This is a genomic window from Kitasatospora sp. NPDC053057, from assembly GCF_044546945.1.
Taxonomy (GTDB): domain Bacteria; phylum Actinomycetota; class Actinomycetes; order Streptomycetales; family Streptomycetaceae; genus Kitasatospora.
On record NZ_JBITZP010000036.1, the window covers coordinates 63,842 to 79,743 of the forward strand.

At 71.0% G+C, this 15,902-nt stretch carries 15 protein-coding genes and 1 pseudogene; 11 read left to right on the forward strand and 5 right to left on the reverse strand.

Annotated features, from left to right (window positions below; genetic code table 11):
- Nucleotides 1-54: 54 nt before the first annotated feature.
- The 4 genes and pseudogenes from ACIG5E_RS29940 to ACIG5E_RS29955 form a co-directional block, all read right to left on the reverse strand.
- A pseudogene (locus tag ACIG5E_RS29940) lies at nucleotides 55-324 on the reverse strand (MFS transporter); the annotation flags it as partial.
- Nucleotides 325-424: 100 nt separating this feature from the next.
- Nucleotides 425-838, reverse strand: coding sequence for a cupin domain-containing protein (locus tag ACIG5E_RS29945; RefSeq protein ID WP_396538606.1), 414 nt, complete (start codon nucleotides 836-838; stop codon nucleotides 425-427).
- Nucleotides 839-915: 77 nt separating this feature from the next.
- On the reverse strand, nucleotides 916-1,236 hold the full coding sequence (locus ACIG5E_RS29950) for a carboxymuconolactone decarboxylase family protein (protein ID WP_396538608.1): 321 nt from the start codon (nucleotides 1,234-1,236) through the stop codon (nucleotides 916-918).
- Nucleotides 1,237-1,348: 112 nt separating this feature from the next.
- On the reverse strand, nucleotides 1,349-2,116 hold the full coding sequence (locus ACIG5E_RS29955) for a glucose 1-dehydrogenase (protein ID WP_396538642.1): 768 nt from the start codon (nucleotides 2,114-2,116) through the stop codon (nucleotides 1,349-1,351).
- A gap of 821 nt (nucleotides 2,117-2,937) precedes the next feature.
- Between ACIG5E_RS29955 and ACIG5E_RS29960 the strand changes: the two genes are divergently transcribed.
- The 8 genes from ACIG5E_RS29960 to ACIG5E_RS29995 all read left to right on the forward strand — a co-directional run bounded on the left by ACIG5E_RS29960 (nucleotide 2,938) and on the right by ACIG5E_RS29995 (nucleotide 11,468).
- The gene (locus ACIG5E_RS29960) at nucleotides 2,938-3,912 is read left to right on the forward strand and encodes an aldo/keto reductase (protein ID WP_396538644.1); all 975 of its coding nucleotides are present in this window, start codon (nucleotides 2,938-2,940) and stop codon (nucleotides 3,910-3,912) included.
- A 221-nt stretch (nucleotides 3,913-4,133) separates the two neighbouring features.
- Nucleotides 4,134-4,985, forward strand: a complete 852-nt coding sequence (locus ACIG5E_RS29965; protein ID WP_396538610.1) for an aldo/keto reductase — start codon at nucleotides 4,134-4,136, stop codon at nucleotides 4,983-4,985.
- 159 nt (nucleotides 4,986-5,144) lie between these two features.
- Nucleotides 5,145-5,345 carry a hypothetical protein gene (locus ACIG5E_RS29970; protein ID WP_396538612.1) on the forward strand — a complete coding sequence of 67 codons (201 nt, stop codon included), beginning with the start codon at nucleotides 5,145-5,147 and terminating at the stop codon, nucleotides 5,343-5,345.
- A gap of 760 nt (nucleotides 5,346-6,105) precedes the next feature.
- The gene (locus ACIG5E_RS29975) at nucleotides 6,106-8,286 is read left to right on the forward strand and encodes a helicase C-terminal domain-containing protein (RefSeq protein ID WP_396538614.1); all 2,181 of its coding nucleotides are present in this window, start codon (nucleotides 6,106-6,108) and stop codon (nucleotides 8,284-8,286) included.
- 360 nt (nucleotides 8,287-8,646) lie between these two features.
- On the forward strand, nucleotides 8,647-9,213 hold the full coding sequence (locus ACIG5E_RS29980) for a carbonic anhydrase (protein ID WP_396538616.1): 567 nt from the start codon (nucleotides 8,647-8,649) through the stop codon (nucleotides 9,211-9,213).
- Nucleotides 9,214-9,392: 179 nt separating this feature from the next.
- Complete coding sequence (locus tag ACIG5E_RS29985; protein WP_396538618.1) at nucleotides 9,393-10,526, forward strand: hypothetical protein; 1,134 nt, start codon at nucleotides 9,393-9,395, stop codon at nucleotides 10,524-10,526.
- 136 nt (nucleotides 10,527-10,662) lie between these two features.
- On the forward strand, nucleotides 10,663-11,040 hold the full coding sequence (locus ACIG5E_RS29990) for a DUF6093 family protein (RefSeq protein WP_396538620.1): 378 nt from the start codon (nucleotides 10,663-10,665) through the stop codon (nucleotides 11,038-11,040).
- Nucleotides 11,037-11,468, forward strand: a complete 432-nt coding sequence (locus tag ACIG5E_RS29995) for a DUF6093 family protein (protein WP_396538622.1) — start codon at nucleotides 11,037-11,039, stop codon at nucleotides 11,466-11,468. Before ACIG5E_RS29990 ends, ACIG5E_RS29995 begins: the two co-directional genes overlap by 4 nt.
- 69 nt (nucleotides 11,469-11,537) lie before the next feature.
- Here ACIG5E_RS29995 and ACIG5E_RS30000 read toward each other — a convergent pair whose 3' ends face one another.
- Nucleotides 11,538-12,284: a hypothetical protein gene (locus ACIG5E_RS30000; RefSeq protein ID WP_396538624.1), complete on the reverse strand. Its 747-nt coding sequence runs from the start codon at nucleotides 12,282-12,284 to the stop codon at nucleotides 11,538-11,540.
- Between the two features lie 512 nt (nucleotides 12,285-12,796).
- Here ACIG5E_RS30000 and ACIG5E_RS30005 point away from each other — a divergent pair.
- From ACIG5E_RS30005 to ACIG5E_RS30015, 3 genes are all read left to right on the forward strand, one after another.
- The gene (locus ACIG5E_RS30005) at nucleotides 12,797-14,008 is read left to right on the forward strand and encodes a hypothetical protein (protein ID WP_396538626.1); all 1,212 of its coding nucleotides are present in this window, start codon (nucleotides 12,797-12,799) and stop codon (nucleotides 14,006-14,008) included.
- A gap of 166 nt (nucleotides 14,009-14,174) precedes the next feature.
- Nucleotides 14,175-14,579 (forward strand): hypothetical protein, encoded by a 405-nt coding sequence (locus ACIG5E_RS30010; RefSeq protein ID WP_396538628.1) that lies wholly within the window; start codon nucleotides 14,175-14,177, stop codon nucleotides 14,577-14,579.
- Between the two features lie 256 nt (nucleotides 14,580-14,835).
- Entirely contained in the window at nucleotides 14,836-14,982 is a 147-nt protein-coding gene (locus ACIG5E_RS30015; protein WP_396538630.1) for a hypothetical protein, read from the forward strand.
- The last annotated feature ends 920 nt before the right edge of the window (nucleotides 14,983-15,902 follow it).

Genomic DNA, 15,902 nt, shown 5'->3' on the forward strand with positions numbered 1-15,902 from the left:
GGGGTTGTGAACTGCTGGGGGGATCGAAGTCGTTCTGGTGCACAGAGGTGCCCATGAGGCGGAGGCTGCGGCGAACACGGCCAGGCCGAGGGTGAAGGCGCGGCGGGCGCCGATGCGGTCGGACAGGGCGCCGGCGGGCAGCAGCAGGGCGGCGAAGGCGAGGGTGTAGCTGTCGAGGACCCATTGCAGGCCGGTGATGCCGCCGCCGAGGTCGGTGCGGATGGCGGGCAGGGCGACGTTGACGACCAGGGCGTCGAGGGTGATGACGAAGAACCCCAGCAGGGCGGCGGCCAGCGCCGCGGCCGGGCGGGCGCGGCCCGCGGGCGCGGTGGCGCATAGCCGTCACTCCGGTGCGGGCGTCGTTCGGTCTCCGGCCGGCTGGGGGCGGACGGGGGGCGGCCGCCGCGCGGGCAGGGGGTGGTGGTCAGCGGCCGGCTGTGGCCAGTGCCGTCCTGTACTGCTCGTCGGTGACGGGTTCCAGCCAGGTGGTGCCGTCGCCGTCGGCGTCGCCGACGAGGATGGCGATGTGTGCCATCAGGGTGGTGTCGGTGGCGCCGTGCCAGTGCTCCTCGCCGGGCGGGCACTTGACGGTCTGTCCGGCCCGGGCGAGTACGACGTTGCCGTCGCGGGTGCCGACCAGGCCGACGCCGTCGGTGACGTGCAGGGTCTGGCCCTTGGCGTGGGAGTGCCAGTTGGTGCGGGCACCGGGGGTGAAGCGCACCAGGGCCGCGGCCAGCCGGGCCGGGTCGGCGGGCGCCTCGATCGGGTTGAGGTAGACGTCCCCGGTGAAACGCTCGGCGGGCGCCTTGACGGTGGGGGTCTCGGTGATGTGCTCCACGGCGGTTCTCCTCGGTCGGGTGAGGTGTCCGGGTGTCCGGGTGTTGGGGTGTTGGGGTGTTTGATGCCGGCTGGCGGTCAGGCGCCGCGCTCGTCGGCGATCCTCTTCAGCTGGGTGATCGCGGTCATGGCGTTGGGCCAGCCCGCGTAGAAGGCCAGGTGGGTGATGGCCTCGGACAGTTCCTCGACGGACAGGCCGTTGTCCAGCGCCACGCCGAGGTGGTGGCCGAGTTGCTCGCCGCGGTACAGCGCGGCAAGGGTCGTGACGGTGACCAGGCTCCGGTCGCGGGGGGACAGGCCGGGGCGCTGCCAGATGTCGCCGAACAGGACGTCGTCGGTGACCTCGACGAGCTTGGGCGCGATGGCGGCGAGTTCCTGAGGGGCGGACTGCTGCGGCATGGGATGACTCCTTGATCGCGGTGCGGGGGAGGGTCGGGCGGAACGCTCTGTCAGGCCCGGTCGGACGGGCCCGCGAGATGCCTGGGTGGTGCTCTCCCGGCGGGGCCGGTGTTCAGCGGGCGACGTAGCCGCCGTCGACGGGCAGGGCGACGCCGACGACGAAGCTCGCGCCGGGGCTGCACAGCCACAGGACGGCCTGGGCGATCTCCTCGGCGGTGCCGAGCCGGTTGATCGGCTGACTGGCCTCGGCTTCGGCGCGGTCGAGCTCTCCCTTGGCGATCATGTCCTGGACCATCGGGGTGTCGATGATGCCGGGGCAGATCGCGTTGATGCGGATGCCGCGCGGGGCGTACTCGAGGGCGGCGCTGCCGGTCAGGCCGATCACGCCGTGCTTGGAGGAGTGGTAGGAGGCGCGGCCGGGGATGCCGACCAGGCCGCCGAGCGAGGAGCAGTTGACGATCGCGCCGCTGCCCCGGTCGCGCATGTGGCGCAGTTCGTGCTTCATGCTCGCCCAGACGCCGCGGAGGTTGACGGCGTGGACGCGGTCGAAGACCTCGACCTCCTCGTCCGCGGCGTCGGTGGGCGGGATCTGGATGCCGGCGTTGTTGTACGCCATGTCGAGGCGGCCGTACGCCTCGACGGTCCGGTCGACGGCGGCGGCGACCTGCCGCTCGTCGGTGACGTCGCAGGGCAGGGCGATCACCTGGTGGCCCTGGTCGGCCAGCTCGCGGGCTGCCTCGTGCAGGGCGGGCCGGTCGAGGTCGGCGAGGGCGACGGCCGCGCCGGAGGCGGCGAAGGCGCGGGCGGTGGCCAGTCCCATGCCGGAGGAGGCGCCGGTGACGAAGGCGACCTGGCCGGTGAAGTCGTACGTCGGGTTCATCGTGCGGTCCTTGCAGAGTGCGCGGATGGGCGGGCGTCGGCCGGCGGCTTCGGCGGTGATCCTCTGGGCGCGGTCTATCCGGTCCGGGTCGGTGTCGAGGTGGCCGGGGATCAGCAGGTCGGCGGAGGGGGCGGGGCCGTCCTGGTGGAGGAGGGCGAGGCTGCCCCACGTGATCCAGGAAACCCGCTCCCGCCGCGCGCAGCGAGTCACCGACGAGGGGTGTACCGGCAGTGCACCCCTCCCGGGCCCGCCGGGCCGTACCGTCGGAGGTGCGGACAACAGCCAGGAGGGTCCGCGCAGGCCGCCGACGGCTCCGACCCCCTCGCCCGTCCCCGCCGCCGCACCACCGCCCGCCAATGGACGGCGTACCGCAGTTTCAGTGGATGCTCGACGCCGTCACCGGCGGCCCGGCGTTCGTCCGCAACGGCCGCACGGACCTGCTCGCCGCCACTGCCGCCTACGGCGCGCTCCGCGTCCGCACCCCGCGCCCGCGCTCCGCGCCCGCGCTCCGCGCCCGCACCCCGCGTCCGCGCTCCGAGCCCGCACCCCGCGCGGCTGGCCTCCGGCCACCCCGCCCGGCGGCGGAGCGGATGCCGCCCCCGACCAGCTCAAGGAGATTTGGAGCCATGCGAGCAACTGTGCTGTACGGAGCCGGAGACGTGCGCGTCGAGAACGTGCCCGACCCGGTCGTCAAGAACCCCACCGACGCCGTCGCGCAGCACCCCTACCGCTCCGCCCCCGCCGGCGGGACCGGCCGGCAGATGGGCCACGCCGCGTGTCCGGAGCACCGCGGGCGGGCCCTCGAACGAAGGGAAAACACTGTGCGGCACATCAAGTTGCAGGACCTGGACGTCTCCCGGATCGGTCTGGGAGCGATGGGCATGTCCCACGGCTACACCGGCGCCGGCACCGACGACGACCAGTCGATCCGCACCATCCACCGTGCCCTGGAGCTGGGCGTCACTTTCATCGACACCGCCGAGGTCTACGGCCCCTACACCAACGAGGAACTGGTCGGCCGCGCCCTCAAGGGCCGCCGCGACCAGGTGGTGCTCGCCACCAAGTTCGGCCTGATCTCCCACACCGGCCGCCCCGGGCCCACCGACAGCGGCCCGGCCAACGTCCGCGCCGCCGTCGAGGGCTCCCTCACCCGCCTGGGCACCGACCGCATCGACCTGTACTACCAGCACCGTGTCGACCCCGGCGCCCCGATCGAGGAGACCGTCGGCGCGCTGGCCGAACTGGTCACCGAAGGCAAGATCCGGCACATCGGCCTGTCCGAGGCCGGACCTGACACCATCCGCCGCGCCCACGCCGTCCACCCGGTCACCGCGGTGCAGTCCGAGTACTCGCTGTTCACCCGCGACCCCGAAGCCCACGTGCTGCCCGTGCTGCGGGAGCTGAACATCGGCTTCGTCCCGTTCTCCCCGCTCGGACGCGGCTTCCTGACCGGCACGATCCGCTCCACCGGGCAGTTCGACCCCAACGACTTCCGCGCCGACAACCCCCGCTTCACCGGCGAGAACTTCGAGCACAACCTGCGCCTGGCCGAGCAGGTCGCCGCCATCGCCACCGAGGCCGGAGCCACCCCGGCACAGGTCGCGCTGGCCTGGCTGCTCGCGCAGGGCGACTTCATCGCGCCCATTCCCGGCACCCGCCGCGTGACCCACGTCGAGGAGAACGCCGCCGCCGACGCCCTCCGCCTGACCGACGACCAGCTCGACCGGCTCAGCAGCCTGCCCCCGGCCGCCGGCGACACCCACAACGAGGCCGGCATGAAGATGATGGAACGCTGATGACCGGGACCAACCCGCGCCTCGCACCGGACCTCGTCCGTCGCCCGCCCCGAAACCCGCCGACCTCACCTCCGGCGAACTCGCCGAGGCGATCACCCACCTCGCCTTCTACGCCGGCCGGCCCGCCGCCATGAGCGCCACCGGCGTCCTGGCCCAGGTCACCGAACCCTCCCACTGACCCGGCACCACCTGCCGGCCACCCGTCCTACCAGGAGAACCCCGTGCGGCACGTCACCTTGAACAACGGCGTCAAGATGCCGGTCCTCGGCTTCGGCGTCTACCAGATCCCCGCCGACCAGACCGAGCGGGCCGTCACCCAGGCCCTTGAGGCCGGCTACCGCCTGCTGGACACCGCCGCCGCCTACGGCAACGAGGAAGCCGTCGGCCACGCCCTCAAGAACAGCGGCATCCCCCGCGAGGAGCTGTTCGTCACCACCAAGCTGTGGGTCCAGGACGCCCCCGCCCAGGACAACACCCGCCGTGCCCTGGAGGCCTCCCTGGCCAGGCTCGGCCTGGACCACGTCGACCTGTACCTGATGCACCAGCCCTACGGCGACGTCTACGGCCAGTGGCGCGCCATGGAAGTCGCCCAGCGCGAGGGCCTGACGCGGGCGATCGGCGTCGCCAACTTCTACCCCGACCGCCTGCTGGACCTGATCCTCAACAACGAGACCGTCCCGCAGGTCGACCAGATCGAGACCCACCCCTTCTTCCAGCGCAACCCCGACCACGCCCTGATGCGCGAGCACGGTGTGCAGCACCAGGCGTGGGGCGGCTTCGCCGAAGGCAAGAACGACCTGTTCACCCACCCCGTCCTGGCCGGCATCGGCGAGGCACACGGCAAGTCCGTGGCCCAGGTCGTGCTGCGCTGGCTGATCCAGCGCGACGTCGTCACCATCCCCAAGTCCGTCAACCCCGACCGGATGGCGCAGAACATCGACGTCTTCGACTTCCAGCTCACCGACGACCAAATGGCGCGGATCGCCGCCCTCGACACCGGCAAGACCCTGTTCTTCGACCACCACGACCCCGAGATGGTCACCTGGCTCAGCAAGCGCCGCCTGGACAGCTGACCCCCCAGCACCACCACTGTGCCCCGCGGCCCCGGGCGCCCCGGCACACGGGCTGATTTCTCCCGAACCGCGTCCGGAGTGCCGGTCGCTCTGGCATGCTCACCCGAATGGCAGTCGGCATCGGGTAGTCGGCGCATCACTCAGCGTCAAGGGTGGGCAGTGCAGTACACGATCAGCGCGACCGCGTTCCTCGCGGTTCTCATCGTCATCCGGCTCCGCCGCCGTACCGAGTCGCGTAGCCGTGGCGACGAGGCCTTCACCGTCTTCACCGCGGTCGTGTTCGGCGTCCTGATCGCGGCCACGACCTGGGGGCACGCCATCCTCCGGCTCGTCGGGATCGTGGCCGAGGCCACCCACTGACGTCACCCGCAGGCGGTTGGGAGTCGCGTCAGGCCGGGTCGGTCACGTCAGGCCGGGTCGGCCGGGGCCGCCGGGCCGGCTGTCCGGGCGAACAGACCGGTGCGGGCGCTGGCGGGCGCGGTCGGCTACGGCTTCGGTGCTGAGCCGGTCGAAGCCCTGTTCGGCCAGTTCCTCGGCACTTCAACGCCAACTACACCCTGGCGCCGATCCCCGACCGGCTCGCCTGACGCCTTCGGACGCGGGGCCCGCCGTCGACAGCCCGCTGTCGACAGGCCGTCGGCGGCGGGTCCCTTCGGAGGCCGAGGGCAGTCGACCAGCGCCAGCGGGCGTAGCACTGCCGAATCAGCGATGTCCAGGGGGAGGTGCACCCACCCCCGTTGATAGGCCATCCTGGCCATCCTGGTGCTCCCGGTCGGTTTCGCCGCCGGCGAATGGCCGTCCCCCTACGCGGTGAGGTGTCCCCATCGGCAAGAAGAGCGGATCGGCGCTGGCCGCATGGCTGCGCGGTCTCGACGCACCCGCCCTGGAGCGGGTCCTGGCAGCGCGCCCGGATGCCGCGTCGGCTCCGGAGCCGCGGTCGGTCGGTGAACTGGCGGACCGTCTCCAGCGCCCGGCGTCGGTGGCGTTGGCGTTGCCCCGGCTGGCGCTGCCGTGCCTGCAGGTGGCGGAGGCCCTCGCTGCCATGGCGTCGCCGTCCCGGGATGGCCTGGCAGGCCTCCTTGATGCGACGCACGGGGAACGCGCCCACGGATTGGCCGCCGTGCTGGAGGCGCTGGCCGATCGCGCGCTGGTGTGGCCGGACGGCAGCGGTCTGCTGCACATGGCGGCGCCGCTGCGGCAGGCCTGGGGCTCGCCTCTGGGGCTGGACCCGTCACTGCTCCAACTCACGGCGCACACCACCTCGGACGAACTGGGGCGCGTGCTGGCGAAGCTCGGTATCAAGCCGGCCGGCGGCAACAAGCAGCAGCGGCTGGCCGCGTTGGCTGACCACCACGGCGATCCGGACCGGGTCGTCGCGCTGGTGGCCAAGGCGCCCGCGGCCGCCCGGGAACTGCTCCAGCGGCGGGCACGTGAGGCTCCGGTGCGACCGGCCTTCATCATGTTCGGCGCTCCGCCGGACGCCTCCGATGCCGGCATCCGATGGGCGCTGGAGCGGGGGCTGCTGATCCAGGACCGCCACCGGTACGGGCCCGCCCGCATGCCCGCGGAGGTGGCACTCGCCCTGCGCGGCCCCGACTGGCACGCCCCGTTCACGCCCGCCCCGCCCGGCGTGCGGTCGGTGCCCGCCACCGCCTCGGAGGTCGAACGGGAGGCGGCGGCCGCCTCGATGGCCTTCGATGCCCACGCCACCTCCGTCCTCGGGGTGTGCGCCGCCACTGCGCCGACCCGGCTCAAGTCCGGCGGGATCGGCGCCCGCGAGCTGTCCCGGATCGGCAAGGCGGCACAGTGCGACGAGATCCTGGTGCGCCTCGTACTGGAGGCGGCGAGCGCGGCCGGGCTGCTGGCCCGGGACGGTGAGCGGGTCGCGGCGACGGCCGCCTACGACACCTGGGCCGCGCAGGAACCGGCCGACCGAGTCGCCGTGCTGGTCCGGGCGTGGTGGGAGCTCCCGCGGACTCCCGGCGGGAGGCGCGACGAGGACGGGAAGGCCCTGCCGGCGCTCGCCGGGACCCCGCCCTGCGGAGGCTGCGTCCAGGCCCGGCACGGGCTGCTCGCGGCCGCGGCACAGCTCCCGGCCGGCGAGGGCGCCGCGGACCCGGCCGACCTGGGGGCGCTGCTCAGGTGGCTCCGGCCGCTCGCCGACGAACTCCCGCAGGACACCACGCCGTTCGCCACCCTGATCCGGGAGGCGGAACTGCTCGGCGCACTCGCCCTCGGGGCCGTGTCCCCGATCGGGGCCGCCCTGATCGCCGACGACGCCGAGGCGGTGGCGGACGCCTGCCGACGGCTGCTGCCCGCCGCCAGCGGGACCGCCCGCTTCGGCAGCGACCTCACGGCCGTGGTCTCCGGCACACCGTCAGCGGCCCTCGCCGCCCTGCTGGACTCCGTCGCGGACCGGGAGAGCGCCGGTGCGGCGTCCGTCTGGCGGTTCAGCCCGGGAAGCGTGCGCCGCGCCCTTGACGCGGGACTCACCCCCGACACCCTCACGGCCGATCTGGCCGCCGTCGCCCTCGCCGTCGAACCGCTTCCCCAACCGCTCTCCTACCTGATCCACGACACCGCGCGCCGCCACGGCCGGGTGCGCGTCGTCTCCGCGGCCTGCGTCATCCACGGCGAGGAGCCCGCCCTCCTCGCCGAACTGGCCGCCCACCGCAAACTCGCCCCACTCGGCCTGCGGCAGCTGGCACCGACGGTGCTGATCAGCCGGACCCCGGCGGACAAGACGCTCGCGGCACTGCGCGCCGCGGGCTACGCCCCCGTCGCCGAGAAGCCCGACGGGACCGTACGGATCGAACGGGCCCAGCACCACCGCGCGGCGAACCCGGTCCCGTACCCGCGCCTGCCCGGCGGCAGCACCCGCGCGCGGCGGACGCCCGCCCGCGCCGCGAACACGGCAACGCCCGGAACGCCCGGAACACCCGTCGACCTGCGCGCCCTCGCCGCCCGGCTCCGGGACGCCCCGCAGGACGTCGCGCAGGACGTCGCGGAGGAAGTCACGGAGCCGGACGCGTACGACGGCCGCCTCTACGCCGGCGACACCGAGGAGATCATCGCCGGGTACGCGCGCAACCTGACCTTCACCGACGTCCGCCAGCTGGCCCACGCCGTCGACGAGCGGCAGGCCATCACGATCGAGTACGTCGCCACCTCGGGCAACGCGACCGTCCGCACCCTCAGCCGGCTCGAACTGGACGCCCCCTACCTGAACGCCTGGTGCCACCTGCGGGACGGCGAGCGGGTGTTCACCCTCTCCCGCATCCACGGGGTGATGCCCGCGTAGCCCGCCGGACGAGGTGACCCGGGCGGGTTCTGTGGGCCGTCCGTAGCAATGCGGCCCGCGCCCGCTTGCGCCTGCCGCCACGGTGCCCCTGCCAGGCCGAACAATCGGCCTGGTCGGAACACAGGGACGAGTCCGAGTGGCAGTGAGGGGAACGAACCGATGGACGGAACCGGTCGCCCGAGTCGTCGAGCGCTGCTCGCCGGTGGGCTGGTGAGCACTGCGGTCGCGCTCGCGGGGTGTACGACGACGAGGGCGGACTCGCCGGCCTCTCCCGCCTCGCCTGCCTCTCCCGCCTCGCCCACGGGCAGTGGTTCGCCGGAAGCACGGCCCACCACGCCCACCGCGGCGTTCGCGAGGCTGATGGACGGCAACAAGCGCTGGGTCAGCGGAAACCTGCAGCACCCCAACCGGGATCCGAACCGGCGTCAGCTGGTGGCCCAGGAGCAGGAGCCCTTCGGGTCGATCCTGTCGTGCATCGACTCGCGGGTGCCACCCGAGCTCCTCTTCGACACCGGCCTCGGCGACCTGTACGTGATGCGCACGGGCGGGGAGGCGGTCGGCCCGGTGGTCACCGGGTCCGTCGAGTACGGGCCCATGACGAGCGGCACCCCGCTCATCGTGGTCCTCGGGCACCAGCGCTGCGGCGCGGTCAAGGCGGCGTACGGGTCCTTCCGGGACGGCAAGCCGCTGCCCGGCAACCTGGACGCGATCGCCAGGGCCCTGCGGCCGGCGTACGACCAGGCGGTCAAGGAGGGTGGCGCCGATCCGGTCGAGACCATGTCCCGCGCCCAGGTCACGCTGACGGCGGCCGACCTGCGTTCCAACCAGGACCTGGCCCCACTCGTGGCGAAGGGCTCCCTGGCCGTGGTCGGCGCCTACTACTCGTTGGACACGGGCGCGGTGGAAGTCCTGGCCGGGGCGCCCTGACCGGTCGGATAGGTCGGATAGGTAGGTCGGCGGGTCGGCGGGTCGGCGGGTCGGCGGAGGGGCGCATCGGGCCGGGTGCGCGCCGCCCGTACGACCCGGAGCGCCCGTGCCGTGTCGATCGCAGCCCACCCGCATCCCTACGCTGTGTCCCGCCACGATCACGACCAGTAGGGGGTGCCGTGCGGCGCTCGCGAACCGCCCTGGTGACGGCCGCCGTCATCACCTCGGCCACCGGGCTCCTCGTCGGAGGGCTAGCGGTGGAGGCCGTGTCCGACGAACCGCCCGTCAGCAGCCACCGGGCCGACCTGCCCCTCGACCCGACGGCGCAGCAGAAGCTGCACCGCATGACCGACCCCGTACAGGACTGGGTGGAGTCCGGCTTCGCCGGGTCGGAGGGCTACGCGGGAACGTACATCGACGCCCCGGACCAGCGGGCGGACCTGTGGTGGAAGGGCGACGTCCCGGCCCGCGTGCAGGAGCTCATCGACGCGAACGCATCGCCCGGCCTGAGCGTCCGTCTGCACCCCGCGGAGTACTCCCGTGCGGACATACGCCGGGCGATCGACCGGTTCACGGAGAACGCGGGCGAGGGGACCTGGAACTCCGTCGGCCCGAAGGAGGACGGCAGCGGGATCTCGGTGACCTACGACGCGACGCAGGCCGCGCGCGCCGTACGGGGCGCTCCGGACCCCGGGGCGTACGAGCGGTGGGCGTCGCGGATCGCCGGGGTCCCCGTCACCGCGGCGGTCGCCGCGCCGTCCGTGCCGCTGTCCGGCAGCCGCGGCTCCGACCGGGCGCCCTACTACGCGGGCGCGCAGGTCCGGTCACCGAAGCCCTCGTTCTGCTCCACCTCGTTCAGCGGCTGGCGGGACAAGACGCGCGTCGTGCTCACCGCCGCGCACTGCGGCAACGGCAAGTACTACACCGGTGCCGGGGACTACCTGGGAAGCCTCGACTTCGTCGGCTCCGGGATCGACATCGGCATGATCGGGACCGGCGGCGGCCAGGGCGACGCCCGCCTCTACGACGGCCCATGGTCCGGCGGCTCCTCCCGGCGCTTCTACGGGCCCGGGCGCAACAACGCCGGGGACCTCGTGTGCACGAGCGGGGCGATGAGCGGCTGGCACTGCGACGTCAGGATCACCGAGGTCGACAGGGAGTCGACCAACGAGGAAGGCCAGCACATCAAACCCGTCGACATCGCCAAACCCCGGGGCGGAGAACAGCGTGTGGTCATCGCCCAGGGCGACAGCGGCGGCCCCGTCGTGGCGAACCCCAGGGATCCGACAACGCCATGGAGGCCCGGGGCGTGATCGTCGGCGGGGCCGACAGGCTGTCGTGCCCCTCCGGATCCACGGTGTGGAACAGCACGACCTGCTTCTCCACGGTCTTCTACGTTCCGATGGGCAGACGCCTGCGCGGTCCGGGATCGTCGCGATCGTCGAACGCATGCTGCTCTCCGACGAGACCGTGCGGATCAGTGAGCCTGGCCCCCAAGTCCTCGACCCGGCCACCGGCCAGTACGTGCCCGGCCCCGCCGTCGTGAACTACGAAGGCCCCGGACTTCACCGGGCCTCCGGCGGGCCGGGGATCGTGCTTCGTCTGGAAGGCCAGCTGTACAAGGACGACGGCGACGGCAGGTACATCCTCCTCACCCCGCTGGCCTCGCCGGTCGCGGCCGAGGGCAACCAGGTCACCATCGTCAAGAGCAAGGACCCGGCCGCTGTCGGCCGCACCTTCAAGATTCTCGACCCGGGCGAGAGCGGCGCCATGGCGGTGGTGCGGATGACGTGGATGCGGATCGAGAAGGCCGGGGGCGGGGCATGAGCACGCCCTCCGCGCCGGTCGACCTTGATGCGGTCCGTCGCGCCCTGGAAGCGACCGTGATGGTCGACCGGGTGCGGATCAGCAGCCCGACCGGCACCGTCCAACTGGACGTCGAGACCGGGTTGGTGGGACCCGTCCCGGCCGTCCTCGTCTGGGAAGGCAACGGCGCACTGCTTTCCGCCCATGGACTTGCCGTCGTCGAGCACCTAGTTGGAGGTCGGTGGCTCGACGACAACGCCTCCTGGTACGGTCTCGTCACCCCGCTGTCCGCACCGATCCCGCAGCGCGGAGACCTGGTGAGCGTGACTGCTGCTGCGTCTGCGACAGCCGGCACGGTCGGCCGGACCTGGCAGGCACTTGACCCGGGCGAGGCCAGCACCGTGGAAGTCGCCCGGATCACCCGACTCGACGAGGTCGCTCTGCTCTGACCAGTGCAGCAGCAGTCTCGGCTCCGGTAGCGCCAGTTCGCAGACCGGCCTTACCGGACTTCGTCCTGGTTATCCGAGGCTCTCTGCGACGTGGATGAGTTCGTCATCTGAGAGCCGTGGGGGGGCGCCGGTGGTAACGATGAAGGTGTAGGTCCCGTCGGACCAGGTAAGCGAGCGGGGCGCGCTTGGAGAACCCGATTGCGTGATGCTTGCAGGGTGGCCCTTGACAGTGGCGGCCTGACCAGCGGGCGGTGTGCTGTTCCGAAGTATCTGACCGATGATCAGGGAGCCTTGTTCGGGGTCCGTTCCTAGCCGATATCCGCTGGCCCAGGCCGGGGTGTCGGTCGGGAGCGGGTCCAGGCCGGGCAGGTGAACCATCCTGCCTGCCGGGTAGGGGTAGTAGTTCTCCGGCAGAAACGCGGGATGAAGAAGCTTGCGCTCATCGAAGTGGACGACGGGCTTGCCTGTGGCGTCGTTCAAAGACCTGGCTTGGAGCGGTGCGTTCAGGTGAGTCGTGATCTGTCCAATGCCGCCGGGGCCGTCGCAGTTCCCCGGGGTGACAGTGTGCCGCAGGGAGAGCTTTACCTCGTCGGCGGTCTCCCGGGCCACGAGTTCGGGCTGCTTCTCGCAGCCCCAGCCGATGCTCAGTGTCAGGGTGCGACCGTCGGAGCTGACTAGCAGCAGATGGCCGGCTACTGGGCCTTCGTGGACCTTGTCTGAGCCCCTGTTCATCCATGCGTTGATCGCGAAACCGCCACCGAGAACGACTACGACAGCTACGGCGGTCAAGCGATGCCGTCGTCCGCGCTTCGACATCTGACAGACGGTACTTTGCGTCACAAACCCTCCCCGGCAGTCATAGCCATGCTTGCGGCACGGCGCGTGCGAAGTCAAGCGAGGCGGGAATCGTCACTTACTGGGCAAATCGCTCAAAGATATGCGAATTAAATTGCCGATAAATGGTAAAGGCCTGGCAGTTATGTCCGGAAAGTGTCTCAAGTGCGCTTCTGGGGCTTTTAATTCCGGCGCGCTGGCGTCGGCTGTGCACTACCGTGTTGGACGGAATCGCCCGCGAGGGCTCTGATCGTTCCACCTCTGGGGGGAAGTGAATGGCTCAGAAGACTAATTCCGGCCGAAGGTGGATAATCTTAGGCACTGCCCTGCTGGCGTCGGTGTCTGCGATTGCTCCGGCTACCGCCATATCGGGGGATGGCGGCCCTACCGCACCGCCGACTCAGCCAGGTCACGCATCCACGAAGAAGTTGCCAGCCAACGGCATCACCGCAGCCTCACTGTTGGGGGTCGCCAAGCCGGAGGTTGTCGAGCTCATGAAGAAGCAGGAGGCCCTGGACAAAGCCGTTGACCGCATTACTGGAGGGCAAGACGAACAGAACCGGGATCGGATCCCGGGATTTTCCGAAGTCGAGGTCGACCCGGGAGCCAACCGCATCACCCTGCACTGGAAGGGAGAGCTTCCGGACGCGGTTCGCGGTGTGCTCCAAGACCTTCCGAGGGACGTCAGCGTGCAGGTTGTGGCCGCCAAGTACTCCAAGGCGGAACTGCATGCAGCTCGCGAGAAGCTGCTGTCGAACGGCAAGCCGATCCCCCTTCCAGCGAAGAGGCCGAGCCACATCAGCAGCATCGGGCCATCGCTTGACGGCAGCGGCCTCGACCTCGGCTACGAGACCGACGACGAGCGGGCCCCCGGTGTGCGAACATTCGTGCCGACGCTTTCCGCTGAGGAGCTGTCGCCGCAGGTAGAGGCGATCGCATCTGCCATCGCCGGTGTGGAGGTCCACGCCCGCCACCAGGCGACGGTGGTGGACCTGACACGAGGCGAAGACCAGGAGCCGTGGTACGGCGGTGCTGGTGTGGAGACCCCAGGCGGGACGATCTGCTCCACCGGCTTCGGGGTCTACAGTCCCTCAGCCAACTACAAGAACTTCGTCACCACTGCCTGGCACTGTGGGGCGGGCTCGTACAAAACTTGGTACAGCCACGTGTACATGGGCTACGCCAGCGAGGGTGATGGAAACGCCGCCGATGACGCGATCGGTATCGTTCCGAAGAATGATCAGCACTCGGGCGGGTATGTCTATGTCGGGCCATGGAACGACAGTGTTAGTTCTGCCATGCAGGTCTCCGGTTCCGGAGGTAACAATGTCGGCGACTATGTGTGCCAATCTGCGGCCAACTCGGGAGCGCACTGCAATATGCGCGTCGCGCAAGTGGATCGGCAAATCCAAGGGCCTAACGGCGTCTGGCGCAAGTTCGCTGACGAGGCCGTTCAGACGGACCCGAACGACATCGCCGCCATCAACGGAGACAGCGGCGGACCTGTCGTCGTGACAACTGATAACGCAAGCAAGCTCCAGGCGCGCGGAACCATCACCTCGCTTGAGAAGTCGCAGGACTGCGCAGGCCGACAGGCCTCTGACGGGGGGACTCGTACACCGGCGTGCTATCACGGGATGTGGTACGTCCCTATTTCCCAGACCCTCGCTGACATGGGATGGGTTCTGAGGACGTCCAATCCATGAGAACGAGCCGTTCCTAAAGCACCTCCGGTGCCGCGAGTTTTCTGATCACGCGTTGCAGCAGCAAGGTGCGGGGCGGGCCCATGGGCCCGCCCCGCACCTTGCTGCTGCTGTGGCGGAACCTGAAGCGCGGATCCCCGTGTCCGTGGCGGCTTCTACGCTCGCGACCATGACCCCCACCAACCCGCTTGAGCAGCGGCATGTCCAGATCCGGGCGGCCGGCACGACCGCGCGCCTGTTGCTCGATGGCCATGACGTTGCCGACCACGTCAGGTCCTACGAGCTGCGGCACACCGTCGGGCAGCTCCCCGAATTCCAGCTGCTGCTGCGTTCCAACGCGGCGCCCGAGTGGGAGGGCACCGCCCGAGTGGTCGGTGAGGCGCCAGACCCGGGCCCGGCCGCTGCGGCGTTCCTGGCCGCCCTCGACCCGGGCGAGATCGACCGCGCGGTCCTCGCCCGGCACGACCTGCTCGACGGCGGTCCGCACGAGTTCACTCGAGCGCTGCTCGCCCAGCTGTCCGAGTGGGCGCTTGGTGTCCGGCAGCCCGGCGATCATGCGGCGGTGGACGGCTGATGGCGAACGTCACGAGCAACGCGGCCGTTCTGGCTGCGCGGCTGGAGGCGCGGGCCGCTGTCGCGGTGCCGGCGGCGACCGCGGTGGTGCGCCATCACGCGATGCTGTTGGAGACCGCGATCAAGGCGGCTGCGTCCGGCCGGCCGGGGCCGAACGTCCAGACCGGCGAGCACCGGCGGTCCTGGACCACGGAGGCCCACGCCACCGCAACCGGTGTCGAGGCAGTGGTCGGCACAGCCGCCCGCAGGGACCGCGCTTGGAGTACGGCTTCGTCGGGCCGGACAGCCTCGGCCGGGTCTACCACCAGCCCCCGTTCCCGCACGTTGGCCCGGCCGTGCAGCGGATCGAGCCGCTGTTCGTCGCCGCGATCGCCCGCGTCGCCGAGACGGTGGTGTCCGAGTGAGCCAGCTCATCGACGACATCCACCAGGCGATCGGCGGTGTGCTCCGAGCACACGGTGCCGGACTGTTGTCGAGGGCAGTGCTCGTACTCGAGGTCGTGGACGAGGACACCGGGGAACTGGGCCTGTTCGTGGAGTCCTCGCCGCCCGAGATGCCGGTGTGGGACCGGGCGGGGATGCTGCGGTACTGCGACCTCGACTTGGCGGGGCAGATCAGCCTGGCATTCCAGCGTCCTTACTGCCGACTTGCTGGCCCCCTTCCCCACGTGGCCGGCTTTCCCGGCCTCCGAGTACTACGGAGCCTCCGTCCTGTCCGGCGGCCATCGGCCGGCGATGGGCCTGCCCTCGGCTGGACTGGAGGTCCGACACGGAGGGCGACCGCGGACAGTTCCCACGTTCACCACGGAGTCGATCGACGGGTGAGGTGCCCAGCTCTACCCCGGCAGCATCGCCACACCTACGCCGCAGACATTCGGCGTGGCCTCCCCACCGACAAGTGGGATCGGCTTCGGAGTCGGCCACCGATGCTCGGTGGCCGTGCACTGCGTCCGGCCCAGATCCGCCAGGTTGGAGCCGGTGTCGTAATTACGGGGCGTCAAGCACTGGTTCCTCGCGTACACCTTCCCGTCTTGCTTGCCGGACCCGAACCGTCTGGCAGTGCCAGTCCGTCCCGGCGTTGTCGGGGCTGCTTACCGCCCGTCTCGGCATCCCCTGAGACGAACTTCCCCCAGTTTCAACCAGGTTGCTGCGACAACCCGGCGGTGATGGTCTCTCACCTCACTCGACTCCACGGCGCCTCGTGGCGCACCCACCAGATACGACAAAACCGGCTCTCCTGCTTGATGTGTGGGTCAGGCTGTCGCGGGTTGGCGTCCAGGGAGGGTGGGGCGAGGGCCCGCCAGGGTGAGCATGACCAGGGCGAT

Excerpts from the sequence above, each read along its gene's own strand:
- ACIG5E_RS29950 (WP_396538608.1), bottom strand. The coding sequence starts at position 1,236 with ATGCCGCAGCAGTCCGCCCCTCAGGAACTCGCCGCCATCGCGCCCAAG.
- ACIG5E_RS29955 (WP_396538642.1), bottom strand. The coding sequence starts at position 2,116 with ATGAACCCGACGTACGACTTCACCGGCCAGGTCGCCTTCGTCACCGGC.
- ACIG5E_RS29980 (WP_396538616.1), top strand. The coding sequence starts at position 8,647 with ATGGACGGCAACAAGCGCTGGGTCAGCGGAAACCTGCAGCACCCCAAC.
- ACIG5E_RS29990 (WP_396538620.1), top strand. The coding sequence starts at position 10,663 with ATGCTGCTCTCCGACGAGACCGTGCGGATCAGTGAGCCTGGCCCCCAA.
- ACIG5E_RS29995 (WP_396538622.1), top strand. The coding sequence starts at position 11,037 with ATGAGCACGCCCTCCGCGCCGGTCGACCTTGATGCGGTCCGTCGCGCC.
- ACIG5E_RS30000 (WP_396538624.1), bottom strand. The coding sequence starts at position 12,284 with ATGTCGAAGCGCGGACGACGGCATCGCTTGACCGCCGTAGCTGTCGTA.
- ACIG5E_RS30005 (WP_396538626.1), top strand. The coding sequence starts at position 12,797 with ATGAAGAAGCAGGAGGCCCTGGACAAAGCCGTTGACCGCATTACTGGA.
- ACIG5E_RS30010 (WP_396538628.1), top strand. The coding sequence starts at position 14,175 with ATGACCCCCACCAACCCGCTTGAGCAGCGGCATGTCCAGATCCGGGCG.